Here is an 11,728-nt window from a genome sequence, read left to right on the forward strand (position 1 = left end):
AAGACGAGTCGGGAGTCGCATTTCTCGCTCCGATTCGAGAGCAGGATCAAAAATCCCCACATCTCGCAAAAGACGCGAGATATGGGGCACCCGGATTCCGAGCTTTACTCCTACTTGCTCACCCCCACCGTCTCCCTCGCCCCGATCGCCGGCACGGCTCTCCGCACCACCGCCGCGATCTGCCTCACCTGCGTCATCAATTCGTCGAACTGGTCGGGGAAGAGCGATTGCGGGCCGTCGGATAAAGCTTCGTCCGGTTTGTGATGCACTTCCACCATCAATCCGTCGGCCCCGACGGCGACCGCGGCGCGCGACAGCGGAGTGACTTTGTTGCGCTTGCCGGTGCCGTGGCTGGGGTCGACCAGAATCGGCAGATGGCTCAGGCGCTGCACCGCGGGCACTACGCTCAGGTCGAGCGTGTTGCGAGTATGGTCGGCAAACGTCCTCACGCCGCGCTCGCACAAAGCCACGTTGTAATTGCCTTCGCTCAAAATATATTCCGCCGCCATCAGAAATTCTTCCAGCGTGGCGGACATGCCGCGCTTCAGCAGAACAGGCTTGCGCGCTCTTCCTGCACGTTTCAGCAAAGAAAAATTCTGCATGTTGCGGGCGCCAATCTGGATCACGTCGGCATATTCTTCGCACAGATCGAGCGACTCGTGGTCGATGGCCTCGGTAATGATCTTCATGCCAAACTGCTGGCGGATTTCCGCCATGATGCGCAAACCCTCCTCGCCGAGTCCCTGAAACGAATAAGGCGAAGTGCGCGGCTTGTAAGCTCCGCCGCGAAAGAACTGGGCTCCGGCGCGATGCACGCGCTCGGCCACGGCGAAAGCCTGTTCGCGATTCTCGATGGCACACGGCCCGGCAACAATCGCGAGACCCGGGCCCCCGATAGTCGCGGCCGTCCCGGCAAAAGTGATCACCGTGTTATCTTCTTTGACGTCGCGACTCACCAGCTTGTAAGGCTTCGAGACCGCGATGACTTCCTGCACGCCCGGCATTTCTTCGAGCGTGCCCTGCTCGACTTCGCCTTTGTTGCCGGTGATGCCGATGGCGGTGCGAGTCGCGCCCGGCATGGGATGCGGGCGGTAGCCGAGTTTCTCAATTTTCTGGCAAACGCCGCGCACCTGTTCTTCGGTGGCGAGCGCCTTCATGACCACAAGCATAAACTTTCACCCTGGGAAAGGCTCGTATAGGGACAGCCGTCATCGGCTATCCGGTCGAGCGCAGTTCGACTTTCTCGCCGCGGCCGCAGGAGAAGCCGCGCCTCAAGTCTACCGTTGCGCCCACCCGGCTCGCAAATGTGCCGGAAAGTAAACAAAAGGCGCCTTCGCCCGTCCCGCCGAGCGCAGCGAGGCGCGCCGCCGCCTCGTTATACTTTTCCCATGCCCCGCTCCATTTCCCGCTCCATGGTGCAGGAACAGGACATTCTCAACCGGCGCGCTCCGAAGCGCCCGCCCCGCCTGACTTCGCGGCGCATTGGAATTCATACCTCCTCTGCCGGAGGAGTACAGAATGCCGCTGAACGCGCTTACCGCCTGGGTTGCAATACCTTCCAGATTTTTTCCTCCAGCCCGCGGCAGTGGGCTCCATATGAACTGGGCGAGTTGCAATGCGCCGAAATGAGCCGCCTCCGGGCTCGCTACGATCTGAAACCCCTGGTCATCCACACCAATTACCTGGTCAATCTGGCCAGTTCCACCGAACTTTTTCTGCGCAAATCGATGGAGGCCTTTCGCGGCGAGGTCGAGCGCGCGCTTTCGTTGTGCGCGGAATATCTGGTGCTGCATCCCGGCTCGTTCCGCGGCGCCGACCGCGAACAGGGTCTGCTGCGCACCGCTGCGGCCATTGCCGCATCCACGCAAGGGCTCGACTTGGCTGGCAGAGGACTGACCATCCTGATTGAGAACACCGCCGGCGCTGAATTCTCTCTAGGCGGCAGTTTTGAGCAGGTTGCGGAAGTGATCGATCGCCTGCGCGGGATCATTCCCGTTGGCGCCTGCATCGATACCTGTCACACGCATGTTGCCGGATACGACATCGTCAGCGAAGACGGCCTCTATCGAACCCTCCAAAATCTCGACGCGACCATCGGTCTGAATCAGGTCAAAGTCTGGCACTGCAATGACGCCAAAGCGGCTCGCGGATCGAAGCTCGATCGCCATCAGCAAATTGGCATGGGAATGATCGGCTCAGAGCCATTTCGCATTCTACTCAACGATCTGCGGCTGGCGCACGCGGCCTTCATTGCCGAAACCCCCATCGACAAGCCCGGCGATGATCGAAGGAATGTTGACGCATTGAAGAAGTTGGTCGTAGAGACGTAGCTTGCTATGTCTCTGCTTCCAGCATTTCGGGCGATGTGGGGACGGGCGCCTTCGCCCGTTCCGTCCAGCGCCGCGTCGCCACTCCTGCTCGCTTCATGGCACCGTGACGTATTCGCCCGTTTTCCAGGTTCCTCCCCCGGTGTCCCAGGCTTGCGCGACCAAATAGTGCGTACCGGGCGACAGAGTCACCTGTGTATTCAGGCTGAGACCGCTGACCGTGTATTGCAGGTTGTTGTCGACATACAGTTGCATGGTTGCGACGGGCGCGTCGCTCTGCACCGATGCGTTTACCGTCATCGGACTGGCTACGTTGCTGTTCGCCGTCGGCGCGGAAAATACAGGCACGATCGGCGTTACGTTCACGGTGGCGCTTTTTTTGTAGATCCCGCCCGCCGTATCCCACGCCTGGAATACCACGTTGTGCGTTCCGGCGGTCATGTTCATCGCGGCCTGAACTCCAGGTCCCGTGTACTGATAGGACAGTATGTTGTCCACATAGATCTGCATGGCATAAACCGGATTCGCATCGACGGAAGTTGCGATCATTTCCACCGGCGAATATCCAGAATAGTTGGCCGAGGGCGAACTGATCGTGATGGAGGGCGCAGCGACCGTTACATAGAAGCCATTTTTCCTGATCCCGCCCCAGTCGTCCCATGCCTGCACGACGATGTAATGCTGACCGGCGCTCATGGAAAGGCTGGTATTCACGCTGGCGCCATTGGCCTGATATTGCAGCGTATTGTCCACGTAAATTTGCATCGCGTAAACGGCGCTCGTCCCTCCGCCAGTAGCGGCAATTTTCACCGGCGAGGAAACCACTGCGTTGGGCGCTGGCGTGGTAATCACAACCGACTCTGACTGGACGGTGACATTGATTCCGCTTTTGTGGACGCCGCCTTTTGCGTCCCAGGATTGCACCACCACATTATGGGCGCCGGAACTCATCGGTATGGCTGCGTTCACCTGGCTTCCACTCACCTGATATTGCAGCGCATTATCCACGTAAATTTGCATCGCGGTTACCGCACTGGAGTTGCTAGTGGTGGCGCTGATTTGCACCGGAGAGGCGACAACCGCATTATTGAACGGCGTACCAATGCTCACGGTGTTGAAGAAGTCGGACATAGGATCGGCCAGCGCTCCAGCGCCGGGGCAGGAAGTGAACCCCGCAGCCGCACAGACCGTCGCCAGTAAATTCACGTGGGAATAAAGTACATTGGATTGATATGCCGGCTTGACCTGCGGACCGATTACAAGCGTCGCTACGCGTCCGCCGCATCCCGTCTGAATATTGGAAGCACAGCGGTCATCGGGGTTTGATCCGCTTTCATCGCCCTCGTCCCACTGTATAAACATCAGACCGTCGCCGCCGGGCTGAAACTCAGGCCGTGCCAGGATCGCAGGAATTTGTTCCGACAACCACAGGTCGGCTTGCTGGAGCGTGCCGTCATGCGCATCGTCGTTCAGATTCGGCGTGATATACGCATACGTCGGCGTTGCATTGTTCTCCATGTCGATCGCGAGTTGAGTGAACGGAACGGAATTGTTTATCTGCGACGAGGCGCAGGAATCGGTGAAATCGATCAGCGGATTGTGCCGTCGGACATAATCGGCCCAACTCAATCCCTGAAATCCAGAGTAAGGCAAGTCCTCTTCATAAGCTTTCCATGTGGACTTCTGTGCCAATAAATGGCGGACGACATTATCCACGTTGAAGCAACCCGCCGCGTCGTCGTCGGAGGTGACTTGTTCCCCGGCAACCAGCCACATCAACGCCGAGAGCGAGTTGTGCTGCGTCGAGTAATATTGCGTGGCCAATCCATAGGTGTTCGCAAGAGAATTGAAGTAAGGCATACCTGAGTTATTAATCACATCTTCATAGCTGTGATTTTCTTCCGCCACAATCCAAATGTGGGAAGAGTGCGGAACCGGCCCGGTTTGCGCAGATGCAATGAGATGAGATACGGCGAAAACGAACAGAAGGCCTAACAGCTTTACGGATTTCACTGAACACACTCCGGCGACTTCCCAGAAGTGCATTTTTCGACACACGTGCAACAGCGTACTGGTGCCTCAGCGCGCGATTACCGCTTCTAGGAGGTGGAAATTAAATTGGGTCTTTCGAAATCGGGTCTGAAAGGTGCGTCAAAAATACAGGCAATTCGGTATGGCCGCAACAAGAAAAGTCTGAAAGCAGATTAATTTTCGATGAATACGTCCACAGGGAGCCGATCGCAAATCGTCAATTCGGAATGGGAACGATTGGCAAAGAGCCGTTTCGAATTTTGCTCCACGATCTGCGGCTCGCGCTTCCAGCATTTCGGATCATGGCGAGAGATGTTGCAAGCAACGTCTCTACGATCGATACTCTTGGTCCATGCCATCTTCCGTTTCCATCAAGCTCTATCGCACCCGCCACGGCATCGCAGCCGAGCACGCGAATCGTTTCTATACCGTGAATGCGCCTTCCTGGGACGATCTGATTACCCGCGAAGACCTGCTCGATTATCTGAGCCCGCTCATTGCGGAAACGACTGCCGGTTTTTCTCCGCAGGATTTGCTTGCGCCGATTGGCGGCCAGGAGGTCTGGGCAGCGGGCGTGACGTACTATCGCAGTCGCAACGCGCGCATGGAAGAATCGAAGAGTGCTGGCGGCGGAGACTTCTACGACCGCGTGTATTCCGCGGCGCGTCCGGAGTTGTTCTTCAAAGCGACGCAGCACCGCGTCGTCGGTCCGAACGCGAAGGTGGCGATTCGCGACGATGCGCGCTGGTCCGTGCCAGAACCTGAATTGGCTCTGTTCGTGACGCCGGGCGGACGCATCGTCGGCTACACCGTCGGCAATGACATGAGTTCGCGCGACATCGAAGGCGAAAATCCCTTGTATCTGCCGCAGGCCAAAGTCTACGACCGCAGTTGCGCGCTCGGTCCTTGCCTGCTGATTTCTGACGAGCCACTCTCCGCAGCGACGGAGATCATGATCGAGATTCGCCGCAATGGCGCAAGCGTATTTTCAGGCGCGACCACGCTCAACGAAATGAAGCGCAAGCCGGAAGAACTCGTCGAATATCTTTACCGCAATAACAGTTTTCCGCATGGATGTTTTCTGCTCACCGGCACCGGCATTGTGCCTCCCGATTCATTCACGTTGCAGGCGGGCGACGAAATCCGCATCACCATCCCGCCGATCGGAACGCTGGTCAACGTGGTCGGATGACCGTGTCCGCCACTCGTAGAGACGTTGTAGAATGACTGTTTCAACTATCTTATGCCGCAGGAACAAAAAGTCGAAGCCGCGACGAGCCCCGCTGATCGTACGAATGGTAATCGTCCGAATGACGATCGTTCCAATGGCGATCGTCCCCACGACGAGCGTTACGATCCGCAGCGCGTCGAGATGAAGTGGTTCGAGCGCTGGCGGGAAGCCAAATCGCTCTATGCAGCCGAACCCGACTCGGCCAAGAAAAAATATTACGTGCTTGAGATGTTGCCTTATCCCTCGGGCGCGCTACACATGGGCCACGTGCGCAACTACGCCATCGGTGACGCGCTCGCCCGCTATATGTGGATGAACGGCTACAACGTGCTCCATCCCATGGGCTGGGATTCGTTCGGCTTGCCTGCGGAAAATGCGGCCATCGCCAACAACACGCCGCCGCGCCAGTGGACGCTCAACAATATCGCCAACATGAAGGCGCAGATGAAGCGCCTGGGCTTTGGCTACGACTGGTCGCGCGAGGTGACCACCTGCTTCCCGGAATACTACCGCTGGAACCAGTGGTTCTTTCTCAAGCTCTTCGAACGAGGCATGGCCTATCGCAAGAAGAGCAAAGTCAACTGGTGCCCGAAGTGCGCGACCGTGCTGGCCAACGAGCAGGTGCTCTCCAACGGCTGCTGCTGGCGGCATGAAGATACGGTGGTGGAGCAGCGCGAACTGGAGCAGTGGTTTGTACGTACAACCAAGTATGCCGACGAATTGTTGCGCGACCTCGACCAGCTCCCGGGCTGGCCGGAAAAAGTTAAGACCATGCAGCGCAACTGGATCGGCCGCAGCGAAGGCACGCTGGTCGATTTCAAACTCGATTACTCCGAGAACCACAAAGGCTTCGGCCCCGGCGGTTCGACCATCACCGTATTCACCACGCGCGTCGATACGATTTTCGGCGCCACCTCGGTGCAGCTCGCGCCGGAGCATCCCATCGTCAAAGATCTTGCGGTGGAGAATCCCGAGTTGCGCGCCAAAGTCGATCAACTCATCGCCGAACAGCGCAAGGCCCGCGAGACCGGCGATATTGGCGAGATCGAAAAGCATGGCGTGCCAACCGGCCGCTATGCCATTAATCCGTTCAACGGCGAGCGAATTCCGGTGTGGGTCGCGAATTATATTTTGATGGACTACGGCACCGGAGCCATCATGAGCGTACCCGCGCACGACGACCGCGACTACGAATTCGCGAAGAAATATAAGCTCGAAATTCGCCTCGTCATTTTGCCGGTGTCCGGCGACATGGATGACACTGTGGCCGAGCCGATTCTACCGTTCGTCGGCCATGACGGCATGCTGATTAATTCCGGCCGCTACACGGGCATGGCATGCGCCAAGGCAATCAAGACGATGTCGGCCTACGCCGAGGAGACCAAGATCGGCAAGGCGACCGTGACCTATCGCCTGAAAGACTGGGGCATCTCCCGGCAGCGCTACTGGGGCACGCCGATCCCCATGCTCTATTGCGAGAAAGACGGCATTGTAGCTATACCCGAAAAAGATTTGCCGGTCATCTTGCCTGAAAATGTCGACATCACCCTCACCGGCGGATCGCCTTTGAGCCGCGTGCCGGAGTTCGTCAACGCCACCTGTCCCAAGTGTGGCGGGCCGGCGCGCCGCGAAACCGACACCATGGACACGTTCGTCGATTCGTCCTGGTATTTCTATCGCTACACCGACGCGCACAATGACCACGCGCCCTTCGACGGCAAGATCGCGCAATACTGGTTTGGCGAACGCGGCATCGATCAATACATCGGGGGCGTCGAGCACGCGATTTTGCATTTGATCTATTCACGCTTTTGGACGAAGTTCATGCGCGACCTGGGCATGATCTCCAACGACGAACCCGTCGAACGATTATTCACGCAAGGGATGGTGATTAAAGACGGCGCCAAGATGTCGAAGAGCCTGGGCAATGTGGTGTCGCCTGATGAAATGGTCGCGCGCTACGGCGCCGATGCGGCGCGTCTCAACAGTTTGTTCGCCGCGCCGCCCGACCGCGATCTCGACTGGCAGGATTCCGGAGTGGAAGGAATCCAGCGATTTCTGGGGCGCGTGTACAGGTTCATCGTACGAAATGCAATTACAAAAATGCCAAACACGGCTACCGTACCGCAGTTGACGCCGCAGGCGCGCGCCATCCAGCGCAAGATGCACCAGACGATCAAGCGCGTCAGCGACGACTTCCAGGGACGCTGGCACTTCAATACCTGCATCTCCGCGATCATGGAGTTGGTCAACTGTTTGTATGCGGCCGAAGAGGCGATTGCGCAGAAGTTGGTGCCGCCTACATTTCTGGCGGAAGTGCAGCGCAACTTAGTTTTGTTGTTAGCGCCGTTTGCGCCCTATCTCGCCCACGAACTCTGGGAGATGCTGGGTGAGCAGGGAAGCTTACTCAAAGCGCCATGGCCCCGTTACGACGCGGAACTCGCGAAAGAAGAAGAGCTCGTAATTCCCGTGCAGGTCAATGGCAAGTTGCGCAGCCGCGTGGTTGTGCCCGCGGACGCAGCCGAAGAGACCGTTGTTGCTGCGGCGCTAGCCGACGAGAAGGTGCAGGCCGCCATCGCCGGCAAGCGAATCGTGAAGAAGATTTACGTGCCCGGCAAGCTCGTGAATATCGTCATTCAGTAATCTGGTTCAGTAATCTGGTTCACTAATCTAGCTCAGTAATCTGGCTCACTAATCCGCGTTCCGAAAAAAGTTCAGGCGGCCGGGGTTGATTCCGGACCGCCTGTTTGGTATCGGAGAGAGCCGCAGCTTACTCCCCTATTTGCAAAGCTTCGGAGCGGTTGTTGAACTCAATCTCATCCAAAACTTTTGTATTGTCGTCGAGTGTTTTTACCGTCACGGCTCCATACGGGGCGCGTTGCGGAAGACTCTCGATATGACCTTGCGCGGTGGCCACGGTTTTTCCCGCCTGCAAGATGTTGACGTTTACGTTGTTGGCCGGTCCGTTCCATTCGACCTTATAGGAGCCCGGAGCGAGTTCGGTCGATCCGACGCGCGCCGTGTCCGACAAGGTGAAAGATCCAGAATGAGTGTCTTTGTCTTTGTCCTTGGCGAACGAACTCGTGGACAGAACGACCGCCAAAATGGCAAAGCTAGCAAGGTACTGTAACGACTTCATGATGCTATTCTCCTAAAAGTTGCGATAATTTGGTGTTCGCCCTAAGGGATGCTCGACGAGCAGCGCCGGATGCAGATATCGCAAAACAATACAAATCAAGACATTTCTTGAAACGCGCGTCGTGCGAGCTGAAATTGAATCTAACAAAACAAGGCGGCCGTGTTGCGGGCGCGCGAAGTAATTGCTGTAGATTTAATGAAAACTTTCGTTATCGAGTGAGCCTCAATCGAGTGAGCCTCAGATCTTCTTAAACATGCCTGCAATTTCGCCCACTCTCGAAGGGTTCCGCGCCGCCTTTCGGCGGCCTCTGTTCACGCTGGCGGAAATCACCTGGCGCTGGACCGCAGGGGCGACCGCCTTTGCCTTGTTCTTCTTCGGTCTGTTCGAATATCTCGACACGCTGCCCGTGACCAACGGCGAATTGCTTTTTCTGCGGACGCGGCAGCCTTACCTGGTCGGCGAGGCGATCGCGCATATCCTGCGCGGAAGTCTGAATCGGGTGGTGATCGGCGGGCTGCTGGCAGGGTTGTTGCTGACGCTGCTCTGGATGGTCGCCGCATCGCTGGGCCGCATCGCCACGGTCCGCGGCCTGCTCGATTATTTCCGTAGAGACGTTACCGGCAACGTCTCTACGGATTTCGTCCGTGAGGTGAATGGAATCGAACGCTCGCCGCTGCCTGCGCTGCTCCGGTTGAATTTTCTGCGAGCCGCAGTAACGCTCGCGGCTGGCTTAGGATTTGTTGGAGCATGGATCGCGGCTGGCTTGGCCTCACCCGACATGAATCCGCGGCCCGGGCTCGCTTTCTTTTTATTTTTGCCGCTGGCAGGGATGATCTCGCTGGCGTGGTGGTCGCTGAACTGGTTCCTGTCGCTGGCAGGAGTGTTTGCGGTGCGCGACGGCGAGAATGCCGTTGGCGCGATTACCGCCGCCGTCGCTTTCTGCCGCGAGCGCATCGGCCGTGTTTTCGCGGTCAGCATCTGGACTGGATTCGCTCATCTCGTTGCTTTCGTCGCAGCCTTCACGATCGTCTCGATGCCGATGGGCTTCGCTCCAATCGTTCCCGGACGGTTGATCGTGGCCGTCATGCTGCTGGTCACGCTGATATATTTTGCGGTCGCCGATTGGATCTATATGGCGCGGCTGGCGGGATATATTTGCATTGCCGAGATGCCGGAGGCAGTGCTTGCTCCGGCGCCCGCGTTGCCCGTCCTTCCTCCAGCATCCCCGCCGGTGCAAACCACTATCGACCGCGACGAGCCGATTCTGAGCGACATGCCCGGCTTCGCGTAGAGAGGTCCCCACGCGAAGAATTCGAACGCAGAACTACGTTCACGACGCTCTCTTTACACTCGCTCTCTGAATTTGAGAAACTTGTTTGTGCCAATCAAATCCCCGCACCAATCTCCCCACAACCAAATATTTAAAGGCCAGAGCGGTCTCGGCCAATCGATCGTGATTCTCGATTTTGGCGCGCAGTATACACAGCTCATCGCGCGCCGCATTCGCGAGCAGAATGTCTTTTCGGTGGTGCTGCCCTGCACGGCGAAGCTGGACGAAGTGAAGAGCTACGCCCCGGTAGGAATTATTCTTTCGGGCGCGCCCTGGTCGGTCTATGACAAAGACGCGCCGCCGGCCGATGCACGGGTCTTCGAGTTGGGTTTGCCGGTGCTCGGCATCTGCTACGGATTGCAGTTCATGGTGCACACGCTCGGCGGCAAAGTGCGGCCCGCAGACAAGCGCGAGTACGGCCACGCGGAAGTTGATATCGTTTCCGACTCGATCTTATTTCAGGGCCTGGCCAAGAAACTCGCCGTGTGGATGTCGCACGGCGACGAGGCGCTCGAATTGCCGCCGGGTTTTGAACTGATGGCGAAGACCCATTACGCGGTGGCGGGAATTCAGAACGCCGCTAAAAAATGGTACGCCGTGCAGTTCCATCCCGAAGTGCACCACACGCCGCAGGGCACGCAGATGCTGCGAAACTTCATCTTTCAGATCTGCGGGGCGAAACCGGCGTGGACTCCGCAGCGCTTTATCGAGTTGACGGTTGAACAGGTTCGCCAGCAAGTCGGCACTGGGCGCGCCATCCTGGCGCTTTCCGGGGGCGTGGATTCATCGGTTGCCGCGGTGCTCGTCGACCGCGCTTTGCGTGACAAGAACGGCAAGTCGCGGCTGACTTGCGTCTTCGTGAACAATGGCGTGCTGCGCAAAAATGAATTCGAGAAGGTGCAAAAAACTTTGCGCGGCAAGCTGGGTCTGCATGTTGACGCGGTCGACGCGGCCGGGCGTTTTCTTAAGAAACTTGAGGGCGTCAACGATCCGGAGAAAAAGCGCAAGATCATCGGCAATGAATTCATCAAAGTCTTCGAAAAAGAAGCGCGCCGCATCGAGAAGACCGAGGGCAAGGTCAAGTGGCTGGTGCAGGGGACGCTTTATCCTGACGTGATCGAATCACGCTCGGTTCGTGGACCGTCGCAGGTCATCAAGTCGCATCACAACGTAGGCGGCCTGCCGGAAAAGATGACGCTGAAGCTGATCGAGCCGCTGAAAGATCTGTTCAAAGACGAAGTCCGAAAAATCGGTCGCGATCTGGGGATGCCCGAAGAAATCCTACAGCGGCAGCCGTTTCCCGGCCCCGGCCTGGCGGTGCGCGTGCTGGGGGAAGTTACGCCGGAGCGCCTGGCGCTGCTGCGCGAATGCGACGAGATTGTGGTCAGCGAAATTAAAGAGGCCGGACTCTACTCGAAAATCTGGCAGTCGTTTGCGGTGCTGCTGCCGGTGATGTCGGTCGGGGTGATGGGCGATATGCGCACGTATGCCTATACCTGCGCGATCCGCGCGGTAAGCTCCGAAGACGGCATGACCGCCGACTGGGTGCCGCTGCCGCACGAAGTACTGAAGACGATCTCGACTCGCATTGTGAACGAAGTGAAGGGCGTGAACCGCGTGGTGTATGACGTTACTTCGAAGCCGCCGGGGACGATCGAGTGGGAATGAGG

Annotated in this window: 8 protein-coding genes; 5 read left to right on the forward strand and 3 right to left on the reverse strand. The window is 57.8% G+C overall.

Features of this window, described 5'->3' with window-relative positions:
• Positions 1-110: 110 nt before the first annotated feature.
• Positions 111-1,169, reverse strand: coding sequence for a 3-deoxy-7-phosphoheptulonate synthase (aroF, locus tag VGM18_18805; protein ID HEY3975064.1), 1,059 nt, complete (start codon positions 1,167-1,169; stop codon positions 111-113).
• A 219-nt stretch (positions 1,170-1,388) separates the two neighbouring features.
• Between aroF and VGM18_18810 the strand changes: the two genes are divergently transcribed.
• Complete coding sequence (locus VGM18_18810) at positions 1,389-2,330, forward strand: deoxyribonuclease IV (GenBank protein ID HEY3975065.1); 942 nt, start codon at positions 1,389-1,391, stop codon at positions 2,328-2,330.
• Between the two features lie 93 nt (positions 2,331-2,423).
• Here the strand turns inward: VGM18_18810 and VGM18_18815 are convergent, their stop codons facing one another.
• On the reverse strand, positions 2,424-4,340 hold the full coding sequence (locus VGM18_18815) for an alkaline phosphatase family protein (protein HEY3975066.1): 1,917 nt from the start codon (positions 4,338-4,340) through the stop codon (positions 2,424-2,426).
• Between the two features lie 370 nt (positions 4,341-4,710).
• On the opposite strand from VGM18_18815, the gene VGM18_18820 reads away from it, so the two are divergent.
• On the forward strand, positions 4,711-5,550 hold the full coding sequence (locus VGM18_18820) for a fumarylacetoacetate hydrolase family protein (protein ID HEY3975067.1): 840 nt from the start codon (positions 4,711-4,713) through the stop codon (positions 5,548-5,550).
• Between the two features lie 51 nt (positions 5,551-5,601).
• Positions 5,602-8,232 (forward strand): leucine--tRNA ligase, encoded by a 2,631-nt coding sequence (gene leuS, locus VGM18_18825; protein HEY3975068.1) that lies wholly within the window; start codon positions 5,602-5,604, stop codon positions 8,230-8,232.
• A gap of 127 nt (positions 8,233-8,359) precedes the next feature.
• Here the strand turns inward: leuS and VGM18_18830 are convergent, their stop codons facing one another.
• Entirely contained in the window at positions 8,360-8,728 is a 369-nt protein-coding gene (locus VGM18_18830) for a hypothetical protein (protein ID HEY3975069.1), read from the reverse strand.
• Between the two features lie 253 nt (positions 8,729-8,981).
• Here VGM18_18830 and VGM18_18835 point away from each other — a divergent pair, with 253 nt between their 5' ends.
• Positions 8,982-10,019 carry a hypothetical protein gene (locus tag VGM18_18835; protein HEY3975070.1) on the forward strand — a complete coding sequence of 346 codons (1,038 nt, stop codon included), beginning with the start codon at positions 8,982-8,984 and terminating at the stop codon, positions 10,017-10,019.
• A 126-nt stretch (positions 10,020-10,145) separates the two neighbouring features.
• The gene (guaA, locus tag VGM18_18840; protein HEY3975071.1) at positions 10,146-11,726 is read left to right on the forward strand and encodes a glutamine-hydrolyzing GMP synthase; all 1,581 of its coding nucleotides are present in this window, start codon (positions 10,146-10,148) and stop codon (positions 11,724-11,726) included.
• The last annotated feature ends 2 nt before the right edge of the window (positions 11,727-11,728 follow it).

Origin of the sequence: Candidatus Sulfotelmatobacter sp. (assembly GCA_036500765.1) — a bacterium.
In the GTDB taxonomy this organism is placed as follows: domain Bacteria; phylum Acidobacteriota; class Terriglobia; order Terriglobales; family Acidobacteriaceae; genus Sulfotelmatobacter.

Excerpts from the sequence above, each read along its gene's own strand:
- VGM18_18810 (HEY3975065.1), top strand. The coding sequence starts at position 1,389 with ATGCCCCGCTCCATTTCCCGCTCCATGGTGCAGGAACAGGACATTCTC.
- aroF (HEY3975064.1), bottom strand. The coding sequence starts at position 1,169 with ATGCTTGTGGTCATGAAGGCGCTCGCCACCGAAGAACAGGTGCGCGGC.
- VGM18_18820 (HEY3975067.1), top strand. The coding sequence starts at position 4,711 with ATGCCATCTTCCGTTTCCATCAAGCTCTATCGCACCCGCCACGGCATC.
- leuS (HEY3975068.1), top strand. The coding sequence starts at position 5,602 with ATGCCGCAGGAACAAAAAGTCGAAGCCGCGACGAGCCCCGCTGATCGT.
- VGM18_18830 (HEY3975069.1), bottom strand. The coding sequence starts at position 8,728 with ATGAAGTCGTTACAGTACCTTGCTAGCTTTGCCATTTTGGCGGTCGTT.
- VGM18_18835 (HEY3975070.1), top strand. The coding sequence starts at position 8,982 with ATGCCTGCAATTTCGCCCACTCTCGAAGGGTTCCGCGCCGCCTTTCGG.